At 63.2% G+C, this 21,637-nt stretch carries 19 protein-coding genes; 7 read left to right on the forward strand and 12 right to left on the reverse strand.

Annotated features, from left to right (window positions below; translation table 11 throughout):
• Nucleotide 1: 1 nt before the first annotated feature.
• From G4223_RS20440 to G4223_RS09590, 10 genes are all read right to left on the reverse strand, one after another.
• Nucleotides 2-217: a DUF6760 family protein gene (locus G4223_RS20440; RefSeq protein WP_420844442.1), complete on the reverse strand. Its 216-nt coding sequence runs from the start codon at nucleotides 215-217 to the stop codon at nucleotides 2-4.
• Nucleotides 184-525: a hypothetical protein gene (locus G4223_RS09550; protein WP_163678438.1), complete on the reverse strand. Its 342-nt coding sequence runs from the start codon at nucleotides 523-525 to the stop codon at nucleotides 184-186. The genes G4223_RS20440 and G4223_RS09550 overlap by 34 nt, the downstream gene beginning before the upstream one ends.
• 12 nt (nucleotides 526-537) lie before the next feature.
• Nucleotides 538-978 (reverse strand): phage tail protein, encoded by a 441-nt coding sequence (locus tag G4223_RS09555; RefSeq protein ID WP_163678441.1) that lies wholly within the window; start codon nucleotides 976-978, stop codon nucleotides 538-540.
• A 21-nt stretch (nucleotides 979-999) separates the two neighbouring features.
• Entirely contained in the window at nucleotides 1,000-2,607 is a 1,608-nt protein-coding gene (locus G4223_RS20375) for a phage tail sheath C-terminal domain-containing protein (RefSeq protein WP_163678443.1), read from the reverse strand.
• Nucleotides 2,608-2,619: 12 nt separating this feature from the next.
• Nucleotides 2,620-3,177: a carboxypeptidase regulatory-like domain-containing protein gene (locus G4223_RS09565; protein ID WP_163678446.1), complete on the reverse strand. Its 558-nt coding sequence runs from the start codon at nucleotides 3,175-3,177 to the stop codon at nucleotides 2,620-2,622.
• Nucleotides 3,170-3,811: a Pvc16 family protein gene (locus tag G4223_RS09570; protein WP_163678449.1), complete on the reverse strand. Its 642-nt coding sequence runs from the start codon at nucleotides 3,809-3,811 to the stop codon at nucleotides 3,170-3,172. The genes G4223_RS09565 and G4223_RS09570 overlap by 8 nt, the downstream gene beginning before the upstream one ends.
• A 3-nt stretch (nucleotides 3,812-3,814) precedes the next feature.
• A complete protein-coding gene (locus G4223_RS09575) occupies nucleotides 3,815-4,663 on the reverse strand; it encodes a hypothetical protein (RefSeq protein ID WP_163678451.1) in 849 nt (282 codons plus the stop codon).
• Nucleotides 4,664-4,681: 18 nt separating this feature from the next.
• Nucleotides 4,682-5,389: a hypothetical protein gene (locus G4223_RS09580; RefSeq protein ID WP_163678454.1), complete on the reverse strand. Its 708-nt coding sequence runs from the start codon at nucleotides 5,387-5,389 to the stop codon at nucleotides 4,682-4,684.
• Nucleotides 5,390-5,401: 12 nt separating this feature from the next.
• The gene (locus G4223_RS09585; protein ID WP_163678457.1) at nucleotides 5,402-5,791 is read right to left on the reverse strand and encodes a hypothetical protein; all 390 of its coding nucleotides are present in this window, start codon (nucleotides 5,789-5,791) and stop codon (nucleotides 5,402-5,404) included.
• A gap of 91 nt (nucleotides 5,792-5,882) precedes the next feature.
• Nucleotides 5,883-6,296: a hypothetical protein gene (locus G4223_RS09590; protein WP_163678459.1), complete on the reverse strand. Its 414-nt coding sequence runs from the start codon at nucleotides 6,294-6,296 to the stop codon at nucleotides 5,883-5,885.
• Nucleotides 6,297-6,700: 404 nt separating this feature from the next.
• Between G4223_RS09590 and G4223_RS09595 the strand changes: the two genes are divergently transcribed.
• The 3 genes from G4223_RS09595 (at nucleotide 6,701) to G4223_RS09605 (ending at nucleotide 7,733) form a co-directional block, all read left to right on the forward strand.
• Nucleotides 6,701-6,859, forward strand: a complete 159-nt coding sequence (locus G4223_RS09595) for a hypothetical protein (protein WP_420844441.1) — start codon at nucleotides 6,701-6,703, stop codon at nucleotides 6,857-6,859.
• Nucleotides 6,860-6,963: 104 nt separating this feature from the next.
• Nucleotides 6,964-7,230, forward strand: coding sequence for a type II toxin-antitoxin system TacA family antitoxin (locus G4223_RS09600; protein WP_163678462.1), 267 nt, complete (start codon nucleotides 6,964-6,966; stop codon nucleotides 7,228-7,230).
• Complete coding sequence (locus G4223_RS09605) at nucleotides 7,218-7,733, forward strand: GNAT family N-acetyltransferase (protein WP_163678465.1); 516 nt, start codon at nucleotides 7,218-7,220, stop codon at nucleotides 7,731-7,733. The genes G4223_RS09600 and G4223_RS09605 overlap by 13 nt, the downstream gene beginning before the upstream one ends.
• A gap of 62 nt (nucleotides 7,734-7,795) precedes the next feature.
• Here the strand turns inward: G4223_RS09605 and G4223_RS09610 are convergent, their stop codons facing one another.
• Complete coding sequence (locus G4223_RS09610) at nucleotides 7,796-9,364, reverse strand: tetratricopeptide repeat protein (RefSeq protein ID WP_163678468.1); 1,569 nt, start codon at nucleotides 9,362-9,364, stop codon at nucleotides 7,796-7,798.
• A 452-nt stretch (nucleotides 9,365-9,816) separates the two neighbouring features.
• Here G4223_RS09610 and G4223_RS09615 point away from each other — a divergent pair, with 452 nt between their 5' ends.
• From G4223_RS09615 to G4223_RS09630, 4 genes are read left to right on the forward strand one after another with little or no spacing between them, the layout of a single operon-like run.
• Nucleotides 9,817-12,093 carry a P-loop NTPase gene (locus G4223_RS09615; RefSeq protein WP_163678470.1) on the forward strand — a complete coding sequence of 759 codons (2,277 nt, stop codon included), beginning with the start codon at nucleotides 9,817-9,819 and terminating at the stop codon, nucleotides 12,091-12,093.
• On the forward strand, nucleotides 12,090-14,723 hold the full coding sequence (locus G4223_RS09620; RefSeq protein ID WP_163678472.1) for a tetratricopeptide repeat protein: 2,634 nt from the start codon (nucleotides 12,090-12,092) through the stop codon (nucleotides 14,721-14,723). Before G4223_RS09615 ends, G4223_RS09620 begins: the two co-directional genes overlap by 4 nt.
• An 8-nt stretch (nucleotides 14,724-14,731) precedes the next feature.
• A complete protein-coding gene (locus G4223_RS09625) occupies nucleotides 14,732-15,175 on the forward strand; it encodes a hypothetical protein (protein ID WP_163678474.1) in 444 nt (147 codons plus the stop codon).
• The gene (locus tag G4223_RS09630) at nucleotides 15,165-17,699 is read left to right on the forward strand and encodes a CHAT domain-containing protein (protein WP_163678478.1); all 2,535 of its coding nucleotides are present in this window, start codon (nucleotides 15,165-15,167) and stop codon (nucleotides 17,697-17,699) included. Before G4223_RS09625 ends, G4223_RS09630 begins: the two co-directional genes overlap by 11 nt.
• A gap of 21 nt (nucleotides 17,700-17,720) precedes the next feature.
• Here the strand turns inward: G4223_RS09630 and G4223_RS09635 are convergent, their stop codons facing one another.
• The gene (locus G4223_RS09635; protein ID WP_163678481.1) at nucleotides 17,721-21,635 is read right to left on the reverse strand and encodes an AAA family ATPase; all 3,915 of its coding nucleotides are present in this window, start codon (nucleotides 21,633-21,635) and stop codon (nucleotides 17,721-17,723) included.
• Nucleotides 21,636-21,637: the final 2 nt, after the last annotated feature.

Raw genomic sequence — 21,637 nt, forward strand, 5'->3', positions numbered from 1 at the left:
GTCACCCCTCCAAGGGAATTTCGCCGCGATGCTCGTCCGCGTTCATCGCCCGGTTGATCTGGCTGATCCGCTCGCACCACCCGCGCCGGTCCCCATGCTCCATCGCCAGAAGGTCCGCAAGCGGCCAATGGAAGTGATAGGCGATGAAGGCGATTTCCGCGTAGAGGGCCTCGGAAGAGTCGGTCAGCCGGGCCTGCCCGGCAGGACTTCCCCCGATTCGAAGTTTTCCTCTTCAAGCGCGTTGATGCGGTTGTAGAGGGCTTGCAGATAGTTGAAATCGACCGAGAACATATCCTCGATCACCTTGGTGTTGATCATGTCCAGCGTACCCAGCCGCACGATGACCCGCGACAGGATGATGATGCTGAGATAGCTGGGGTTGGACGCCACCCGAGGGTCGCGCAACGGCAGAATCTCGTCGGCGGCGGTGGCCAGACGCATCACGCCTTCACGGTGCAAGGTACCCTCGGCATCGCGATAGCCGATGGGAAGCTTGAATTCTATTTCGGTCTGAATGACGGTCACGTCGATGCTCCGTTATTTCACGCGGGTCATGTAATCCAGGGCGATTTCCAGGGTCTCGACCACCACGTCGCTGCTGGAGGCGTTGAGGCCGCCGGTCTCGTACTTGGTCGGCCAGGCGTTGATGATGTTCCACCGGCACTTGTCCTGGCCGTCGGCGGCGATAAGGATCAGCGAGATGTTCTTGCGGGTAGTGGTCGAGCCCTTGTTCAGCACTTGCTGCTGCCACTCGTACAGGTCGGTGGAATCGGTCAGGCCGCGCCGCAGGGTGACCCGCCCATAGGTGGACAGCCCAGAGAGCGGACGCTTGTAGATGGGGTCCGTGCCTTCGCGGTAATCCACGCTTTCGATGGTGATGTCGGGGATGCTGGCCTCGGAAAACGCGGCGATCTGGATACCGGCGATTTCGACGCGGAAGCGAAAGCCGCGATACGGATCTGAGAGCGATTGTGCCATGGTCTACAGCCTCTCCGTTGGTCACGATCCCGAATCGGGGCCGGCGGTCTTCTGGGTGATGCGCAGGATGACGAACTCGGCCGGATAGACCGGGGCAAGGCCGATATCGATGGTCAGGATGCCCTGGGCACGAGCGTCGGGCGGGTTGTTGGATTCGTCGCAGGTGACGAAGAACGCCTCGTCCGCACTGGCACCGAACAGTCCCCCCTGCTGCCACAGCAACGTCAGGAAGGCGGCGATGTCGCGGGTCACCGACGACCACAATTGTTGGTCGTTGGGTTCGAACACCACCCATTGCAGGCTGTTCTTAAGGCTTTGTTCCACATAGATGAACAGCCGCCGGACGCTGACATAGGTCCATTGCGTGTCCTGCGAGACGGTGCGGGCACCCCAGATCACGTTGCCGTAATTGATCAGGCTGCGAATGGCGTCGATGCCATTGGGATTGATGATGTCCTGATCGGCGTCGGTCAGTTGCGTCGCCACCGAGACCACCGTGCGCAGGGCGCCGTCATTGACCCCGGCGGGCGATTTGAAGACGCCCACATTGGCATCGGTATAGGCGTAACGGCCCAGCACCGGCCCCGAGGCCGGAATCGGCACCTTGCCGCGGGCGATGGGATTATAGATCCACACCCAGGGATAATAGAGCGCGCCGTAGCTGGAATTCAGCGCCGGACTGGTGGCCGAGCCAGCCTTGAAGGCGGCGACGCTCTGGACGCTCTGGTTCCATGGCGGGTCGATCACATAGAACAGGCTGGTCTGCGCCTGGCAGAAATTGAGGCCGCGGTTGATCAGAGCCGCCTGGTCGGCGGAATCCACCATGCCGTCGGTGGTAGTGATGGCGACGCTGTCGGGAATGGCCAGCAGGCTGACACCCTGCACCGCCGCCAGGGTCCCGTAGGATTTGTCCAGGTCCAACGTGGCCGACGCCCCTGCGGTGAAGGGAACCGGCGCGTTGGTGTTGGCCGGGCGAGCGCCATCGGCCTTGGCGACACGGATGAACATGGAATTGGCGTTGATGCGCCCGACGAAGCCGGCGCCGGTATCGGTGAAGCCAGAGAAGCTTTCCAGCGTGTAAAAGGACTTGCTGCCGATGGCGGTGGCCGTCAGACCGTTCTGCCGCACATAGGCGATCAGCATCTGGGTGCCCTGGGGCGTCTTGGTGGGGTCAGGGGCCTGGCCGTTGGTGCCGTCGATGACGGTGGCGTCCACCACCACGTCCAGGGTGAACACCGGCGCCGTGGCGGTGGTCGGATTGGTGGCCACCGCGTTGCGCACCATGGCTTGAAGATTGTTACCCCAGATGCCGCCGCTGGCGGCGGCCAGGGTAGTGCCGCCCAGGGACGCGGTGGCGGCCTTGGCACCACTGGAATCGGTACGCACGATCCAGCAGGCCGAACCGCCTTCCAGGAAGAATTCGTACACCGCCCAGGGCATGAAGGCGCCCCAGATGAAAGCGCCGAACTGCCGTGTGAAGGCGTTCCAACTGGTAATCAGCGTGGGCTCGTTGACCGGTCCGGCCTCGGCCACGCCAACGAAGGCGGCGACCGACGTGGAGGCGCTTTGGATGCTGCGCGCTCCGGGCACCTCGACCGGATAGACGCCGGGATGAAGGTAATTGACCACGCTGCTTCTCCTCTAGGTGAGATCGAGGTTCAAGACGGTGATGCGGCCCCGCGCCGCACGCACGGTGCGTTCACGGCCAGTCACGCTCAATGTCACGTCGGTCTCGGCCGCCAGCCGTCCGGCCAGAGCCAGGACATAGGCGCCGGCCCACGGTCCGGCCGCCACGGTCGCGGTCGCCAATTCCCGGGCGTGGCCGCCGCTGTCACGATACTGGGCCAGGATGCGCACCTGTCCTGCGGTACCGCCGACACGGCCGCGGATCAGCGTCGCCCAAGACGGAAACGGGTAAAGCGGGGTGGGGTTCAGCGGGCAGTCCACCACCGCTTCGGCCAGCGGTACCGATGGCGGCACCTGAACCCGCAGGCGGGCGGGAAAGAAGCCCTGGGCCTCCACCTCCACCGCATGGGCGCCACCGGCCAGACGGGTGAACGCGAAATAGCCCTGGGGTTTGATCAGCGGCGCGACCACACAGCCGTCCACGGTGAAGCGCACCGGCACCCCTTCGACCGGCGCGCCGCTGAAACCGTCGATCACCTGCACCACCGCCGACAGGGAATCCAGCTCAACCATGGTCCAACTCCTCGGCGGCGGAAGGCGGCGGCGCCTGAGCCAGCAGCGCCGTCTCGACCATGTCAACGTCTTCGGGTCCGGCACCGGGGATGCGAACCGGGGTAACCCGGTAGAGCTTGGTCAACTTGTACGACTTGCCGGGAAAACCGCCCCACAGGTCGCGCATCAATTGCGGGTTTTCCGGCTGAGGCACGATGTCCATCACATGGTTGCCGGCCCGCTCCAGCACAGGGTCCAGCATAGGCCCAGCCAAGGCGGGGACCAGATGCAGCAGGCGCACCAACTTGTCGGCCAGGACCAGTTCGATCTCGGCCGACTTGGCATAGGGTACCATCATGTAGATCAGGTCCACCACCATGGGCGCCGGCCGCAGCGCGAACCCCGACGGTCCACGCTCCAATGTCCGAGGTAGGTTGGCCAGCCACGGATTGGGATCGATCTGATACAGGAACAGCGACAGCTTGTTCTCGTCATGGCTGTCGATCTCGGCTGGCGAATCGAAGACCACCGCGTTCTCGGCCCTCAATTCGGGAATCCCCGCCCGGACCAATCGCGCCAGCGCGCGGCTGATCCGGGCGACGATCTGGCCGTCTGTCGATGGCGTTGGCGGGATGGCTGCCGGGTCCAGGGCCATGGCTTACAGCATGAACAACGTGTCGGTGGCGCTGACGGCTTGTGGCTGATGGTTGCCCACTTGGCAGGTGGCGGTGATGCCAGGATCGGCGCCCAGCCGCAGATAGACAAAGGACGGCCCACCGGGGGCCGGCACCGGAGGCTTTCCGGGAGCCGACGGAAGCAACGGCGCCTGCCACGACAGAAACGCCACCAGCCCGATGGCCGACGCCTGCTGCCCTCCGCCGGAGGGCGCCGTCTGCAAGGTGATCCGCCGACCGGAATAAAGCATCTTGGACAAGCCGATGGGCCCGTTGCCGCCATAAAGGGTCAAGCCCATGACCGAGCCGCCTTCCGGCCCCAGCGTCCATTCCACCGGCTGGCCGCCCGGCGGGGTGCCGACGGAGATTTCCACCCGCGCGTTGGCCGGCGCCCCCTTGATGGACAGCAGCACAGGCACACAATGAGTGCCAGTGGGATGCAGGACGGCGCTGATGCGGCCGTTGCGCCACTGCACCGGCCCGCCGACACCGAAATAGACCAGCACCACCGCTTCGTTGTTGAGGGTGCAATAGCCCTGGAGGTACTCGACGTCTTCCACCGTCAACGCCAGCGTCAGGGTGAAGCTGCTGAACTCGGGCGCGGTGGGCGAGGTCACCACCACCAGCACGTCGTCGTCGAACGAGATGCTTTGAATGCACGAGTTGGAATTGTCGGGGTTGTCGGGAATGACGTTATAGGAAAAGCCCAAGCTATCGGGCGACGCACCGCCCAGGCTCCATTTCACCCCCGGCGAAGTCAGGTTGATGCTGAGATTGGAATTGGCCGCCACGTTGCTGAACAGCAACACCACGGGTATGGTTTGCGCGCGCATGTGCTGGCTCCCGTCGGGTCAAAAGTCGATGGCGAACGAACTGAGGCCGATAAGGCTGGTGCGGTCCGACCGGGATTCCAGCGTCACACTGGCTCCGGGCGGCAGGTCGATACGTCCGCGCAGGCTGGGTTGACGGGTACGGACGTACAGGTTGACCCGCATTTCCTGGCTGTCCTTGAAGGTCTGCAAGTAAAGCTCGCGGGCATTGACCAGAAAGCTGGACAGCGCCAGTACCGGGTCCTTGGTCGCCTCAACCACCACGCCGCGCATGCCGCGCCCGTAGCCCTCGCTCCAGATGGCCCATTGGTCTTCGCGGATATTCAGGAACATCTTGCTGTTGGCGCGCAGCCCAGAGACCGTGATGGACAGGAAGTGGCATGGCACGATACCGTCGGCTTCCGCTGCTGTCGGGTGGCTATAGCGCTCCAGGAACGAATCGGACGGCCCACCGGCCACCACCTGCTGCGGGCCGGCGGCTGCCGGCTGGGCGGCACCGGATTGCGGCGGCGCATCGGTGAAGACCGAAGGAAACGGCGGTACGCCCGGCCCGGCCGAAACGGTTTCGGCGAGGTCAGAAGCGGGACCGGAACCTGGGGCGAAGACAGGACCGGAATAAATCGAGGTGACGAACGGGGCTTCCGCCTCGGGCGCCTTGCCGCCCGGAGAGTTGGGCTGCGAGCCCTTACCCCCCTTCGCCTTGTCGTCGCCGGGCTTGTTGGCGTCCATGGCTGCTCTCCCTTACGCCGTCGGGAACAAAATGGAGTTGTTGCCCACCACCAGTTGTCCAGACCCGACGCCGCCCAGAAAGCGGTACGACATGTTGAAGGTGGGCGAGCTGTTGCCGAGGTTCAGTTGCAGGGACGTCCCCTCCCCGCTCACATAGGTCACCACTTCCAGCCCCTGCCGGGCGGTGCTGATCGAGGACAGGCCGCAGACGAACTGAATCTGCTTCGCCGCGAAGCTGAGGTTGACCAGCGGCGGCGTGCTCGACGTGGTGTAGGGCAACACCTGCTGGATGTAGTTCGCGCCCGACAGGAAGGTGTTCGAATCGGTCAAGGCCAGAAAGGCCGACAGCGGCAGCGAACTGTCGTCCGCAGTGAAGATGAAGGCGATCTGATAGCAGTTCATGGCATGGCATCCCTCAGACGGGTATTCCGAACGGCCACGGGGGTCGCCTACCATTGGGCGGACGACCCCGGCAACCTGCCGACGACAGGCCTTACGACGGCCACTGCAGCGTGGTCGGCGCCTCGTTGATGACCTGCGGCAACTGACCGACCAAGGCGGCGGTGACCAGCACGTTGGGGTCGTTGGGAGCCGAAAGCGTAAAGAACTGCGGGCCGCCGGCACCCGCCAGCGACAATTGGAAGTTGAATTGCAAGGCACCCGAGCTGCCACCGGCCGAGGAGGTCAGGAAGGTCAGGGCAGTGCCGGTGATGTTCAACTGTTGCAGGGGCAGCGGCTGGCCGCTGGCGGTCAATTGCATGCCGGCCGAGGCGGCCATGGGCGCACCGGTGCTCCATGCCACCTGTGAACTCTGCGGAGCCAGCGGCGCCAACAGCACCTTGATCTTCTGGCCCGGATTGGCGTTGGTGACGGAAATCGTGACGTTCTGGTACTGAATATCCGACATAACCATCTCCCTTATGGACGCGCCGCCCACTATCGCGCAACGCGATTAACAACACCAAAAGAACCCGATAAACGGGTTATTTGTGACGCATAATCCAACCAACAAGCATAGCATTATAATGCATGCAAAATTCTTAGGACTATGCGTTATCATTCAAACCACTTTTGGTAGATGATGATGTAACGCTAATCTAGCACCGTCCGCTGAGTCAAGCGCAATGACTTCTTTAAGTTGTATCGCAATGTGACGCCAGATCGCGTCCCTGGGATTGGTAAAGAGATCGGCGCCCCAACTTCCCCACCTTCTGAACAGCCATCGCGATCTGAAAGCGGCGGACCGGAGCTGAATCGTCCTGTGACAAAGTCATGTCGCGAAGCAACCGCTCATACCGGCAACCCATTGAAATGACCCGTTCGGCCGAGGAAGGCCGCAAACCGGAAAGCGTGTTCGGTTTCGTGCAGGGGATCACCGCCATCGCCCGCGACAAGCCCCATCAGGACGCCTGGCTCGACCTGGAGGCCCGGGCGAAGAAGCTGCTCGACCGCGCGGCCTGGTATCCGTAAAGCCGGAGATACGGGTTTCCGTATTTCCGGCTTCATCCTCTCGACAATGTTCCCTCTCCGGCCGGTGTATGCTATTGTCCTACAGGCATGAAAGGAGCACTTCGATGGCCAATCTCGCGCCGGTCAGTGTCCGGATTTCGGCTCAGGAACGTGAGCTCCTCGAAGCCGCTGCCGAACAGTCCCGCACCAATTTGAGCGACTTCATCCGCCGCAAGGCGGTGGAGGCCGCGGAGATCGAACTCGTCCAGCAGAACCGCGTGGTCATCCCCGCAGCCGACTGGGAGAGGTTTGAAGCCTGGGCCGACAGCCCGGCGAAGGAAGTTCCGGCCCTCGGCGAGCTTGCCAAGGCCACTCCACCATGGCGCGACTGAGCCCGCCTCGTCCGCTAGACGGAACGGACGACCGGGAAGCCTTCGACTGCGGCCGGGACTCGATGAACCAGTGGTTCCGGCGGAATGCCTGGCGCAATCAGCAACTCGGCATCTCTCGCACCACGGTACTGTGCGACACGGAAACCGGCGCCATCGTCGGCTACGTCACCTTGAGCACGGGACAAATCGAGCGGGAATTCCTGCCCAAGGCGGCGCAGCGCAATACGCCGGACACCGTCCCGATCTTCCTGCTCGGCCAGCTTGCCGTCGACCGGCGGTTCCAGCGGACGGGCGTGGCCCGGTCGTTGCTGTTCTATGCTCTGAAGACGTCGGTTCTGGTGTCCAGGCAAGTCGGCTGCTTCGGGGTTCTCACCCATCCCCTTGATGAAGAGGTGCGCGGGTTCTATCGCCGCTTCGGCTTCGAGGATCTGCCCGGTGATCCCAAGCGAAGCATGATCGTCCGCATCAAGGATCTCGAACGCAACGGGTTCGCGGCGAACTGATACCCCAGCCATCACGACAGGAGGACACAACCATCAAACTGAAGGAATTTCACCAAGGCAGGTCAGGTCGCTAACGCCGTGACAACATCCTCCAGAACGGCGCGCCAATCTCCACGCCGGCTTTGACGAAACAAGCGCATAGAAGGATACCACGGGCTGTCGTCACGGCCTTGCTGCCAGCGCCAATCGGACGCGAAGGGAAGCAAGACCCACACAGGCTTGCCGAGAGCACCAGCCAGATGGGCGACGGCGGTGTCGACGGTAATCACTAGATCAAGAGCCGCGATGGCGGCGGCAGTATCGGAAAAGTCCACCAATCTAGACGACAGATCGACCAGGCCCGAGGTGTCGCAGTTGACAGGCCCACTCTCATGGCTCTCGAATTTCTGCAAGCTGAACAAGCTGATACCGCCCGCCACACGGGATAGCTCCCCGGCCATCAACGGCAGAGGTATGGACCGCAGGTGGTCGCCGCCATGTTTGGGATCACCCGCCCAGACAATCCCGATACGGAATCCTTCTGCCATCTCCGCCATGCGGTCGCGCCACTCCTTGACCTTGCGGGGGTTGGCCTTCAGGTAAGGCTCTTCCATGGTCAGATCGATTTCGCGAGTCAGTCCTAGCACATGGGGCAGGCTCAGCAGCGGCAGATGGGTGTCGATATGCCCCGTGTCTTGCTCTGGTGTCACGACCCGTTCCACCCCCGGGAAATCCCTCACCAGCGGCAACAAAGCCGGCCGGACCTGTAGCACCACACGACCACCTCGACATCGGACCCGCTCTACGAAACGCAGGAACTGGATGGTATCGCCATATCCCTGTTCTGCATGCAGCAGAATAATGCGATCATTCAGATCAACGCCGTCCCATTGTGGCTGGGCGAAGACACGTTGGCGCAGGCCCCCCGGCCGCGCCCGCCACCGCCACTCGTAGTCACGCCAACCATCATCGAAAAGGCCGAGACTGAGGCTGGTCAGGGCGTGGTTGTAGCGGATTACAGCGTTATCGGGAGCTATTGACACCGCCCGCTGATGGATAGGCAACGCCTCTTGCGGCCTGCCCATATACTGCTGGAGGTGGTTGCCGAGATTGGACAGCACAAGGCCATTTTCCGGTGCGAGTCCGGCGGCCTGTTGAAGAGCGGCCAAAGCTTCGTCTAACTCGCCGGTCGCTTGAGCCGCCAAGCCAAACTCCGTCAATAATTGGACGTCCGTGGGAGCGGCGATTACCGCTTGGCGGAATGTAACCAGTGCTTCGGGCACCCGATGAAGCGCGGACAGCAACCTCGCCTTGGCGACCAAGGCGCCAGACCATTGCGGCCTGATCGCCAAGGCCTGATCGTATGCGGACATGGCATCCTTGGGCTGATGCATAGTGACGCATAAATTCCCCAGGTGAAGGTACGGAGCAGGGTTACCGGGGGACAACAAGATGGTGCGTAAATAAGCTGAAGCAGCTTCTGGAAAGCGTCCATCTCGTTCTAAGCACAGGGCTAACAGATGGTTCGCACCATAATCGTCTGGCCGGCTGTGGAGAATATCCCGGCAGATAGATTCCGCCACGTCCAGCGATCCGGCCCGAAGATGCTGCGTGGCTTGGTGGAAACGTTCATCGAGTTCGGCTTTATCCATGGCGTGCCCCCCCTTCATCATCCTGGTACGGGACAGCACATGCTTTCAGGCAAGATCACTCGACCCATTCGGACAATGGATAAGCCAGCCTCAACCGAAAGTGCAACGGCGCCCCCAGATCTCTCTGTCTGGCGCCCCGGTATGATAGATTAACGTCACCGGACAAACCTGTATCCGGTGACGCGATAGTTCCATACTGAAATAGCGTCAACGTATTGATTTTTCGTCACGCAGATAAATCACAATACGGCCAATGTTTCATACTGGCACCGTCGGGCCTGTTGGCCCGGCGGTTCGCCGTGACGCGATAGTATCATACCAATCACAAGGCCAAACCAGTCCAGCAGTCCACAGATCCTCCAAGCTAAAGGCCCCCTCCAAAGCAGCTACCACCTTGTCGATCGCATTCGCCCGGAATACCATTTGTTTAGGTTGAAACCTCCTGGCGCGCGATGACCGACAAGCAGCCATCCCCTTCCCGCACGGCCATGATTTTCGTTTCGGGAAAGACCGAAGAGACGGCCGTGCTCCGTCACCTGTCCGAGGTCTCCCTCCGCTTCGACCCTTTTCGGATCGGGCTATTCGAGGGCTGGCGGGTGGCCGTGCTAAATCTGGAGGAGTGTGATCCAGACAATGGGCTCTATAGCCCGTATCTCAAACATCTCACAAAAAGCAGTCTTGCAGAATCCATCCAAAACACCTTCCGCGCGGGAGAAATAATAAGCGAATTTGGAACGGTTTCAGTAGAGCAATTACTGAAGATAGCTGACGATATTTTTTCTCCTGAAATATCGCTATTTATCGGCCTCTCCACGAGCGACGACAAAAATCTGAAAGTCGGCGATGTCGTCGTTGCCAACACATTTTATTCCACGAATTCCGAAGACATTTCCGCCATACTGGATGCCCAAGCGGTTTGTGGCGCAGGTACATGGCCGCGACGCGGAAAAGAGGCCAACGCAAAAGCGCGAGCCTTTCTCGAAGCCGTCGATGGCTTTCCGACAAGAACCGGCACGTCTAGAATTTCCGCCATTCCCGGAACGAAGCTTTCGGATTTTCCCGGTGGCCCCAACTACCAGCACACCCTATTCATTCGAAGCATCTGCGGGAGTTCGGACGCAACACATCCGCGCGCAGCTTCATCCGCTGCGGCCTTTTCCATGGAGCTTCTCGCCCATCGGATGGGAAAAACTGACGACCTACACACCCTCCATTCCCAACTCATCGCCCTCAGCCCAGAAGCTTTCGAACGAGTCGTGGGTGCCGGCCTGTCCGGTGTTCTGGCCACTCCATTTCGTCAGGCGGCATCGGGGCGGCAACTGAGCGGCGACGTGGGCGGCGGCACGGTGCGGGTGGAGGCAAAGCGATACCGCACGGGAGTCCCGTCCAACCGCGACCTGCTCGGCGGTCTGGACAGCATGGCTCGGGAGGTGCCGGACCTCAGCCACTGGGTGGTCGCCAGTACGGCGGAACTGCCGTTGCAGGCCGTGGACGAACTGGCCCTGGCGGCCCAGGAACGCCAAATCCGCGAGGTCATCCTGGATTGGCCCCAGGCAGGAATACCGCCTCTGGCCGGTCTGCTGACCCTGGGACGGGCAGAGGTGGCTCGGCAACTCCCTGAACTTTCCTCCGCCCTCGACCGCTTAGCCGGCCGCGCCGACGTGCTGAGGGCAGGCGAGGAAGTTCTTGCCACCTTGCGCTCCATGCCCATGGGGCGCCCGCTCTACAACCCGGTGCTGCCTTATGTGCCGGGACGGAACACTCCCCGCGATGCTCTGGACGCCCGGTACCGGGTGGTTCCCCTGATGCATCGCGACAAGGAGATGAAGGGCTGGTTGGAATGGGCACGGGGGGCCAACCGAACTCGCAGCCGCCTGCTGACCGGCGATGGCGGTATGGGCAAGACCCGCTTGCTGATCGAGGTCTGCGAAGCTTTGCGCGCTGACGGATGGTGTACCGGCTTCCTGCTGGAAGGCGTGAACAGCGCCGCCCTGCAACGACAACTGACCGGCTCTCAGCCTTTCTTGATCGTGGTGGATTACGCCGAGCGCCGAGCCTCCGACATTGAAACGCTGTGCGAGGCGCTGCGCACGACCCGCTCGAAGGTGATGCTGGTGATGTTGGCCCGTAACGACGGTCGTTGGCGGGAAGACATCGTCACCGGCGGCGGCGCGGCGGCCAACGCCCTGGATGACGAGGACGGGCTGCAAATCCTGCAGTTGGAGCCGGCCGTTCCACTCAAGGCCGAGCATGCCAGGGCGGCGCGCGAGGACGTTTTCTTCAAAGCACTGCAAGCCTTCGGCTTTAACGACATCATTCCTACCGATCATCCACCGGATTTCGCCGACCCGAAATACGACCGTATCCTGTTGCTGCTGCTGGAAGCCTGGGCCATCGCCTTTGGCCAACCGGGAAGCCGCCGCACCCCGATTCAGGCGGTGCTCGACCGCGAGCAGCGCTACCTGAAGAGTCTTGCCCCCGACGGCATTCCGCAGCGGACCATGATGGAAGTGCTGGCCTGGATCTATTACGCCCGTGATGCAGCGATCCCCGCCCGCCGCGATGCCCTCAAACTGCTGAAAGAATGCCCCTCGCTGGAGGGCCAACCCACAGCAGTGATCGACAAACTCGTCGACATCTTCCACGACATCTATCCCGGCCCCCATTTTCTGAACCCCATCCAACCGGACCTGATCGGCCATGCGGTGATGGAGAAATACGGGCCATGACCGCCGCCGGAGACCAGGCCCTGCTGAACGCCAGCCCCGAGTTGGCGGCGGAGATGATGACCCGTCTGGCGCGGGCGGCGCGGGATTTTCCGCGTGGAAAAAGCGCCCGACGGCTGCGCCGTCTTATCAACGCCTATCCGGACCGCCTTGCCGCGACTGTGCTGACCGTCACCCGGGAAACCGGCGAGCCGGTGACCGGCATCCTGGCGCGGACGATCCGCCGCCTGAGCGATTGCGCCCTGGCCCGGCGGGTGGCGGAGGGCTTGGGCGAGCCCGCGCCGGAAATGCTTCCCCTGGGCATTGCCTGTTGGACGGTGATCGTCAACGCGAGCTTGGCCGACGATGGCGCTGAAGCAGCCGATGACGTGGCGGAACTGGTGGTGTGGCTGAACCGGGCCGGGCGCCAGAGCGCGGCCATCGCGCTCATCCGCCGCGCCCTGGCTCGGCTGCGGCGCAAGGGATTGCCCCTTCCCCTGGGACTGATGTGCCAATGGGCGGGCATGCTGGCGGCCATCGGCCAGTTGGAGGAAGCCGAACGGCGTTTGCAGCAGATTCTTGCCGTTGCGAACGCTCAGGGCGTAGAGCCGCTGACCATGGTCGAGGAATGGATCAACCTGGCCAATGTGCGCCATGGCCTGGGCGACCAACACGGCGCCCTGGAAGCCAGCCGCCACGCCCTGCATCTGCTGCTGCGGGAACGGGGAACCGACGACGACAAATCCCATCTGCTGTCCGGCGCCCTGGGCAACCACGCCATCTACTTGCTGGAAACCGGGCGTCTGCGTGCCGCCGCCGCAGCCATCCGTTCCGTCCTGACGATGGTGGAACGACAAGCCAATCGCGATCCCGACCGATACCGGCCGGATTTGATCGATGCGCTGATCAATGCCTCTGCCATTTTTGGTGCCATTGGCGACATGGACGAAGCCCGTGCCTGTTCCGCCCGGGCCGTTGCGCACGGCGAGAAGCTGAGCCCAATGGCGTCAAACGCCCATGGCGATTCGCTGGTCCGCAGCCTGATCAACCACGCCATCGACCAGCAGAACCGGGGCGACGCAGGTTTCGCCATGGAACAGGTCCGCGCCGCGCTTTCCCTGGCTCGCACCCTGCGCCGCCGCCACGGCGACCGCTTCCTGGAGGCAGAAATCGATGCCTGCATCGCCCTCTGCCACACAGGCCTGCACTGCGAATATCCATCCGAAGCACGCGAGGCTGGAGAGGCCGCGCTGGCCCTGACCACCAATCTGGCCCCCGCCATGGCGGACATGAAGCGGCTGGAGATCCTGCCCAATCTCGCCGACGCCCTTGCTTCGCTAGGAGAGAACGTCGAGGCCCTGCGCCTATCCACCCAGGCCTATGCGCTGCTGACGGCCACGGAAACCCAAGGAGATGTGGAGCTTTCTACCCGTACCGGTATCCGCGACGTTCACGCCCGCCATTTGGCCGAGAACGCTCAAGTCAGAGAAGCCATCGCCATCATTCGCGAGGCGGTGGACATCGCCCACCAGACAGCCTCGCGCGGATTGGTCAGCAATGTGCTGATCCATTCCCTCGTTCATCAATCGGGCATCCTGACCGATCTGGGCGACTTGGACGGTGCGCTGGATACCGCGCACAGCGCGGTCGATCAGGCCCGCGCCCTGGCCAAGCACTCGCCTGACTGGGCGGCCCACGAAATGCCGGACGCCCTTCAGGCGCTTGGCCGCGCCCATTGGCTGCGCGGGGAATTTCCGCAGGCTGCCGCCTTGGCCGGCGAAATGGTGGCGTTGGCGCGCCAGGGCGTCGCCATCGACGAACGCTCGAATCTGAACGAACTGGCTTCGGCTCTGGAATTTTCCGCCCTGCTGTCCAACGCCTCCGGCGATCCCCGCAAGGCCACGGACGAAATGGAAGAGGCTATGGACGCCTATCGCCGGTTGGTGAAATACGGCGTGCATCACGAAGACCTCGCCAACGGCCTGCACAACGCCGCCACTATCGCCCTGGCGGCAGGCGACGTCGAAAGCGCCATCCGCCTGCAACAGGAAGGCTGCGACGTGCTGGCCCCCATCGCCGCCACCTCGCTGGATCTGATGCGGCTGGAAATCGAGGGGCTGAGCAATCTGACCATCTACCTTGTGATGGTCGAGCGCTTGCAAGACGGGCTGGAGGCCATCCGCCGCGCCCGCCTGCGCGCCGCCGCCCTTCCTGCCGATTGGCTGCCGGGACAACAAGCGGCCATCGGCGTGCAAGTGGCGGAATCCCGATTGCTGGTCCAGGTCGGACGCCCCGCCGAGGCGGTCGCCCGCTGCGATGCCGCCCTGGCCGACATGGAGGCCTGCGACTTCGATTTCTGGCGCGGTCCGGCGCTCAATGCCCGCGCTATGGCCCTGGCCGCCCAAGGGGCCGACACGGCCGTCGCGGCGGCACGGCAAACCTTCGCCTTTCATCTCGCCTTGCTGGAAACGGAAGGTCAGGACCAAGACGTTCACGGCCTATGCGACGCCGGCGCGGTGTTGGTGGACGTCGATCCCGACAGCAGCGACCATGTGGCAGCCTCGGTGCGGCCCTGGCTGCAACGCCTGCCCCCCGCACGGCAAGATTCCGCCACCGGCGAACTAAGGCGCGCCCTCCCTTCACTCTTCTCGTGAGGTGTCCAATGACCACTTTGTCCCCCGTCCTGTCCGCCCAATTGCTGCTCAATGCCGACGCGATTGTCGATCTGCTGGGGCAAACGGCGACGACCGAGGAATGCGAGGCGGTAGCGGCTGCGCTGCGGGACTTGCCCGACGACGCGGTTCCCGCCTTCCTGAGCGAAACCGCCCGGGTGTGCCTGGCTGCCGAACCCCGGGTGCAGGAACTCCTCGACACCCTGGCCGAGCGGCAGGAGGTGCGCGGCGGCGATCCGGAAATGCTATCCCAAGCCGGGCAATTGTGGGCTGCCATCCGGGACAATCCGGGACCGACAATCCTGGTGGCCCTGCTGTTGCGCATGCTGGCCTCGAACACGCTCAAGCTTGGGGGTTTCCAGTACGACGGCGGCTCGGTCTTTTCGCAACTGGCCGAAATCATCAAGGCCATCCGGGGCGGCAATGCCAAGTGACGGCGCGGCCACCCAATTTGCACGGCAGGTCGCCGCCGAAGCGGAACCGGCGGCCCGACGCGCCTTGTTGCAGGCCCATCCCGAGCTGATCGACGCCGCTTTCATGGATGCCCTGCGCGACGTCGCCCCCGATCGCGCCGAGGATTTGGTCATCGAGGCCATGGAGGTCGGCCGCCCCCAGGACGTAGCCGCCGTTCATCTGGTAGCAGCGCTGCTGCAGGCGTGGCAGGAAGGGCGTCTGGATGAGGCAGAGAAGGAACATGCCGCCGATATCACCGCCGATTTCGTCGATACGGTGCTGCAAACGGCCGAAGATGCCGCCCATCGCCACGCCGCCACCGATACCGCCCTGATCTTGCTGAAATTGGCACGGCGCCTGATCCGCCGCTTCGGCTTCGACGACATGATGCCTCATCTGCACTTGTGCTGGTCGTCCTTGGCCCTGCTGACCGACGATGATCAGACTGCCGAGACGATGGTGAAGGCCGCCCTGGCCGATCCTCGGCTGGACAACCAGCCGCTGGTGCGCCAGGCGCTGGACATCAATCATGGTCTGGTACTGCTGCGTCAGGGCCGGTATGACGAGGCCATCGCCGCCCACACCGCCCTGATCGGGACACTGGACGATCAGGTGCTGCGGGCGGCCGCCCGCTCCAATCTGGCCCTTGCCCATGCGGAAAAAGGCGAAATCGGCACCGCCCTGGCCCTGCTCGATGACCTGGAGCGGGATTGCCGCCGGGACGGCGACCACGACCATCTTGTGAGCGTCCTGGGAAACAAGGCCAATCTGGTCGGCCGCCTTGGGTTGCACGACGAGGAACACCATCTGCGCGAACAGACGCTGGACCTGGCCAGCCATCCGGTTGGCGGCAAGGCCCGGGACTGGCAGGCGGTCATCACCTCTCAGGCCAATCTGGCATTGTTCCATCTCCGCCACGGCAAGCCCGAGCAAGCGCGCCGGTGGATCGAGATGTTCAGGCAATCCTGCGAACGGCAGGGCGATCACGGCCAGCGGGTGATGCAAATCCGCCTGGAGGTGGAACTGGCTTTGGTCGAAGGCGATGCCGAGCGGGCCTGGAGCTTGGGCCGCGACGCCCTGGACCGCCTGCCCGACAGCGTCGATCCGGAATATCTGGCACTGACCGGAAGCGTCAGCCGCGCCGCCCGGATGAGCGGGCGCATCGACCAATCCGTCGATCTGTTCCTGCGGCAATTGCGCCTGGCCGAGGAAACCGGGCATCGGGAACTGGCCCATGCTGGCCTGGGCCATCTGGGCCTGTCGCTGCACGCGACCGGCGACCGCGATGGCGCCCATGCGCTGTTCGCCCGGATGTTCGCCGCCGACAGTGGCCTGCGCCATTTGGTCTCCGGCGAACTGACGCAATTCACCCTGTCCTCGACCCGCGAGCAAATGTACGCCGAAGTGGTGAAGGCCGTGGCCGAGGAAGACGACGCAGAGCGCCTATTCCACGTCGTGCAGGGCGCCAAGGCCTTCGCCCTGGGGCATGCCGCGCCCGCCATGGAAGGGTGGCAGGAATTCCGCGCGACCTTGGAGCAGGGCAGCATTCTGCTGGAATATTACGTCCATGGTCCGCTGGCCTTTTGCCTGGTGGCGGCGACCGAGTTCGACCAGCCCGTGCGGGTGGACCTGCCGGTTGACCAGACCCGCCTGGAAGCGGCGGCGAACGTCTTTCGTGCTTCATTGCCCTGGGCCAGATGGATACTTCGGCACGACCCCTTCGACGGGTTGGACGCACTGGGCAAGGCCTTGGCCGAGCCCTTGCGCCCCTGGCTGGAAAACCGCCACACCATGGTGGTCTGCCCCAGTGGCGCCATGTCGGGCATTCCTTTCCATCTGTTGCCCACCGGCGATGGACGCAGAATCATCGACCACATAGCCGTCACCCAGGCCCCCAGCGCCACGGTCCACGCCGCGAGCCGAAGCCGCCGGGCTGAGGGACGCAAGGCGGTATGCCTCTCCGTCGCCGCGGCGACCGATTCGCCCCAGTCCCAGACGTTGTTCGATCAGGAAGCCCGCCAGGTCGCCGCGCTGCTGTCCGCGCGTGGCTTCGAGGCGATTTCCTCGCCGGATATCGCCGACTGGCAGGGATCGGCAATCGTCCACTTGGCTGCCCACGGCCATTTCGATCCCTCGGACCCTCGCGCCGGAAGCTTGAGCATGGGGGCGCCCGTCACGTTGGAAGTGCTGGCCCGCGCCCAGTTGGATGCCGATCTGGTCTTTCTCAGCGGCTGCGACACCGGACGCGTCCACCCCCTGCGAGGACAGGAAGCATTGGGCTTCATGCCGATCCTGCTTGGCCGTGGCGCCCGCTCCGCCATTCTCAGCTTTTGGCCGATCCTGGCCCGCAGTTCATTAACTCCAGCCATCGCCACCGACTTCTACCGTCACTGGCTGGTGGAAGGAATGCCCAAGGCATCGGCCCTGCGCCGGGCCATGTTACGCTGGCGCGACCGCCCCTTGTACGAGTGGGGTGGCTATGGGGTGTTCGGCTGCGGGCAATAGCCCCGTTCCTTCCATTTGTCGTCACTTCAGGAAGCCAGCAACCGGAAACGCCTGTTCGACCGTCACCCCCACGTCTCCTGCCACGTTCGTCACGACCTCACCGGCACCTCGCATGCCCAACGGCAAGAGTAGTCTGTACGGCCGATTGGCGAGACCCGATACGCGCTTGATCACCACGCGGCCATCGCTGAGTTGCACTGCAAAAACAGAATCCTCCGCCGCACTGAACACCGTGTCGGGGGGTACCTCGGCTCCCAGAAGAACCAGATCACCCTTCTTCAGAAGCGGCTCGGCGCTGTCGCCAACGGAAATTTGCGCTGCGTGCTTGAAGTTCCGAAGCAGATCCGGTTTTTCCAAGGGGTGACACGGGCGCGGGTTGGTGGCGCCACCGTCGAATACGCCGGCCACCACGCGATAAATATCGCAGTCGGCAGCCACCGACGAGGCAATGAATTCTCCGCCCAATCCAGCCAGAAGGACACGCTCGGTACCATCCATCTGGCACCAGCCGATCAGGGCCTGACCGGTGCCCCGGTTGGCGACGACGACGAACTCTCCCTTTGCAGGCTTTGTCGGCTCCCGTTCGCAGATCACCATGCTGGAGGGCTGAAGCGGGAACGGAAGCCACCGCGCCGCCTGCCCCACCCCGAACGCCTGATGGGTTTCCGGGTCGATGGAACGGGTTTCGTCTTCGTCGGCCGACAGGTCAGCATCCGGCCCCGAAGCGCCTTCGCTTGCGGCCGCTAAGCCAATGACGGTCACCATTGCCGTTGGCGCCGGGGCGCCGACGACCGGATCATTGGCATTGGCCGCTTTTAGCATCGAACGATTGTCCAGCATATCCAGACACCGTTCCCTGAGATCCATGAAGCGGTCGAGCATGCCATCCACCGCTTTGGCATGGAGCAGCGTCAGGCTTTCGTCGGCCTGAAAGTGGTTCGACCAATTGAGCGCTTGAGACAGAGTATCTTTGGTGGGGTCTCCATCCGGCAATAATTGCAACAACTGCCGGAAAGGCTGGGCATTCAGGACCAGGTCCGAACGCTTGGACAGGTTTCGGACCCGAGCGCAGAGCGGATCAAGGGTTGGATGGTCGTGAACCGGTTCCCCGGCTTCGGTCAATAGATCCACCAACACACGTTCCATGAACTGACGTGTTTCGCGGCAGAAAGCCTTGATTTTATCAGCGTCAGCCTTATCGACCTGCCACGACGCACGATAGGCGTTCAGCGCCAATTCATCGCGCTTGAGACCTACGCAGGCATGGATATCGCCACGCGCCACAATTTTATAGGCCTCCACCTTTTCACTCAGCGCAGCCCCCATACGGCAATCGCCCGCACGGGCAACCCTTGCGGTGAAGACGCGATCGAACGTCATGACCATCGGCCGGAAGTCGTCGGCCGTGCAGGTGACCAGGCCCTTGGCCAGAAGCGCTTGGTTGCGCTCGTCGAACAATAGCTGGGGATCATCCAGCAGCACCAGGGTCAGACCACCGCTCCGCTTCCAGACGCTTCGTAGCAAGGCGAGAACGAAGCTGAACAGCAAAGCCCTGACCTGGGAGGAATTGGCGATGTTGTTGGCGCGGCCCCTTACCCCTTCAAGCGTTGCGGGGATTTGAAGCGCGAAACCATCATGCAGGACAAGCCCAGCCTCTGGCCCCGCATGCCCCGGCGCCTGATAGAACGTGCGCCAATAACGCTCCATGTCGGCATTCAAACCGTGGAACAGGCCGGTCATCTGCACATCGACGACCTGCTTCAACGCCACCAGTTTGCCCACCGCTTGCGCGGCGGCAACGGCGTCCTCGGCGGCCTTGTTTGCTGTCGTCCAGGCGTCGTACTGGCTCCGAAGGCTTGTCAGGATCTTCTTGGCCGCGCTGACCGGGCGGTAATCATTGAGAAGGGCGCGCAGCTCGTTGATTTTTCCGGCCAAGCTGGAGACCGGAATGGTCTCCAGTCCAACACCATAGGCCTGATTGACCAGCTTGGCGCGAGCGTCCCGGGTCGATAGCGCCCAATCCCGAAGGTCCAGCAAGCCGGTAAGAACCTCGCCCGCCGTTTCCACCCGTGTTCCTGCGAAAATCGGATCGAGCGGCGGGCGCACCGAGACAGGGCATGCGGGCAGCGCAGCAGCATCGGCTTCGAAGTCCTTGTCAGCCAGAGCCCACAGGTGTTTCAGGGCAGGGAACCCAACCAAAGCCGCACCCACATTCGCCACGACCGATGCCGCCCAGGCGGCTGGTGACGGAGAGCCAGGTAGCTTTCCCCAAAGCTTCACGCAGGATGTAACTGCTTCCGGCAGACCATCCCGCAGATCGGTCCGCGCGGCCTCGATGAATTGATCCAGCGTGAACCTCAGATCATCGGTCTCTTCCGCCCCCGCCGCGATGGCCACCGCCACCGGCATCCCAAGAACGTCGTCCAATACGCTGTCGTCAAGGCTCCGAAGACAGGTCGGGCAATCGGCGGGCGGGATTGCTTGCTCGTCCTCCTTCAAGCCGGCGGCGATGCGGGCATGATGCCGCCGGCGCCGCGTCTTGAGTTCGTCGGCGTTAAGGGCGGCGAAATCGTTCGCGCGCTTGACCACCCGATCAAGAAGCTCGCCGACCACCCGAACATCTTCCTCGGACAAAGCCGCTGCGGCAGCCGCCAGTGCCGCCAGGCCCGCTGAATTCAGCGTTTGGTCGGTCAGCAAGCTGGTGGCCTTGATCAAGTCATCGTCCAAGCCATCCAGCTCGACCTTGTTCTCTTCGATCCCAGCAGCAGTGGCGACGGCGACACGGACCTTGGAGGCGCGGCCGTCCAGATCCTTTTCAAGCTCCGTCAGTTTGCCCCGGCAAGCACTCCCGTCCCCCACGGGCACCGATGGCATGGGTGGCGACACGGCGTCCTTGAAGGATTCGGCGAGAATGTCAATCTGCTGCTGGAACGTTTTCTCCGCGGCCTTCGCCAATTCCCGCTGGCTCTTGGCGTAGTTGGTGCCGACGTAATCCTTCACCTTGGGCGCGGTCACCTCGGCCAACGCCGCCACTTCCCGCAAGCCAGTCAGCGCGCGGATGCCATCAGCCAAAGGCTCCCGCTTCCCCAATTCCAGATGGGCTAGGCGGGCCATATGCAGGGCGCTCAATTCGACCGCCAGAGCCGACACACCCAGCGCGGCGGAGAACTCTCCAACCACCGGCAGATCGTCCGCTTCCAGGACCGTGGAAAAACCGGTCTTCACCTGTTTGACCCGGCGACAAACCGTGCGTTTCGTGCCGTCATCCGCCTTGAAAACGGCGGTGACCGAGGTCACTACCGATGGCAGCCCCTTGGCCTGGCGGGCTTGCCATTGGGGCTGGGTCGGCATGGGCACCACACTGGGCAAAGGCGCCTTCGAACCGTCGTCAAACTCGTAGGTGTTGACTTGCCCAGCGTCGGCGAAATGCTGGAATTCGGGCGTGCTCGCCACCTTGCCGGTCAACAGGAAAGTCAGAACGCGCGCCAGCGAGCTCTTGCCAGCGCCGTTCGGTCCCTGCGCCAGGAAGAGCGGGCGGGAGATATCCAGCGAGATATCGGGGGCATCGGAACCATCGGCCAAGCAGAACGGCTGAAGCCCGCCGAATTGCCGGACGGTAAGGGACACCAGCGACCACAGCCTTTTATCTCCCGCCATGGTGCTCACCGCCGGCTTGGCTGGAAGCGAGCCCTTTTCCATCCAAGTCACGAGGCCCGCCATGTCCCCGCTTCCTCGCGTGGGGGCGTTCTCCAGATAGCGCTTCCCGACCGGATCGCCAAGAAACCAAGACAACGCCTTGCGTGCCGTTTCATCCTCGATGGTAAAGGCCGTGCCGTCGGCCAGTTCCAGGGTCTCGCCACAGGCCAGCATGGCCAGAAGGTCATCTCGGGTCAGATCCGAGGCGGGAATAAGCTTCTTTTCGTCGCCGGAGGTCATGA

Source organism: Magnetospirillum aberrantis SpK, assembly GCF_011022235.1.
In the GTDB taxonomy this organism is placed as follows: Bacteria; Pseudomonadota; Alphaproteobacteria; order Rhodospirillales; family Magnetospirillaceae; genus Magnetospirillum; species Magnetospirillum aberrantis.

Excerpts from the sequence above, each read along its gene's own strand:
- G4223_RS09555 (WP_163678441.1), bottom strand. The coding sequence starts at position 978 with ATGGCACAATCGCTCTCAGATCCGTATCGCGGCTTTCGCTTCCGCGTC.
- G4223_RS09565 (WP_163678446.1), bottom strand. The coding sequence starts at position 3,177 with ATGGTTGAGCTGGATTCCCTGTCGGCGGTGGTGCAGGTGATCGACGGT.
- G4223_RS09570 (WP_163678449.1), bottom strand. The coding sequence starts at position 3,811 with ATGGCCCTGGACCCGGCAGCCATCCCGCCAACGCCATCGACAGACGGC.
- G4223_RS09575 (WP_163678451.1), bottom strand. The coding sequence starts at position 4,663 with ATGCGCGCGCAAACCATACCCGTGGTGTTGCTGTTCAGCAACGTGGCG.
- G4223_RS09580 (WP_163678454.1), bottom strand. The coding sequence starts at position 5,389 with ATGGACGCCAACAAGCCCGGCGACGACAAGGCGAAGGGGGGTAAGGGC.
- G4223_RS09585 (WP_163678457.1), bottom strand. The coding sequence starts at position 5,791 with ATGAACTGCTATCAGATCGCCTTCATCTTCACTGCGGACGACAGTTCG.
- G4223_RS09590 (WP_163678459.1), bottom strand. The coding sequence starts at position 6,296 with ATGTCGGATATTCAGTACCAGAACGTCACGATTTCCGTCACCAACGCC.
- G4223_RS09595 (WP_420844441.1), top strand. The coding sequence starts at position 6,701 with ATGACCCGTTCGGCCGAGGAAGGCCGCAAACCGGAAAGCGTGTTCGGT.
- G4223_RS09600 (WP_163678462.1), top strand. The coding sequence starts at position 6,964 with ATGGCCAATCTCGCGCCGGTCAGTGTCCGGATTTCGGCTCAGGAACGT.
- G4223_RS09605 (WP_163678465.1), top strand. The coding sequence starts at position 7,218 with ATGGCGCGACTGAGCCCGCCTCGTCCGCTAGACGGAACGGACGACCGG.
- G4223_RS09610 (WP_163678468.1), bottom strand. The coding sequence starts at position 9,364 with ATGGATAAAGCCGAACTCGATGAACGTTTCCACCAAGCCACGCAGCAT.
- G4223_RS09615 (WP_163678470.1), top strand. The coding sequence starts at position 9,817 with ATGACCGACAAGCAGCCATCCCCTTCCCGCACGGCCATGATTTTCGTT.
- G4223_RS09620 (WP_163678472.1), top strand. The coding sequence starts at position 12,090 with ATGACCGCCGCCGGAGACCAGGCCCTGCTGAACGCCAGCCCCGAGTTG.
- G4223_RS09625 (WP_163678474.1), top strand. The coding sequence starts at position 14,732 with ATGACCACTTTGTCCCCCGTCCTGTCCGCCCAATTGCTGCTCAATGCC.
- G4223_RS09630 (WP_163678478.1), top strand. The coding sequence starts at position 15,165 with ATGCCAAGTGACGGCGCGGCCACCCAATTTGCACGGCAGGTCGCCGCC.
- G4223_RS09635 (WP_163678481.1), bottom strand. The coding sequence starts at position 21,635 with ATGACCTCCGGCGACGAAAAGAAGCTTATTCCCGCCTCGGATCTGACC.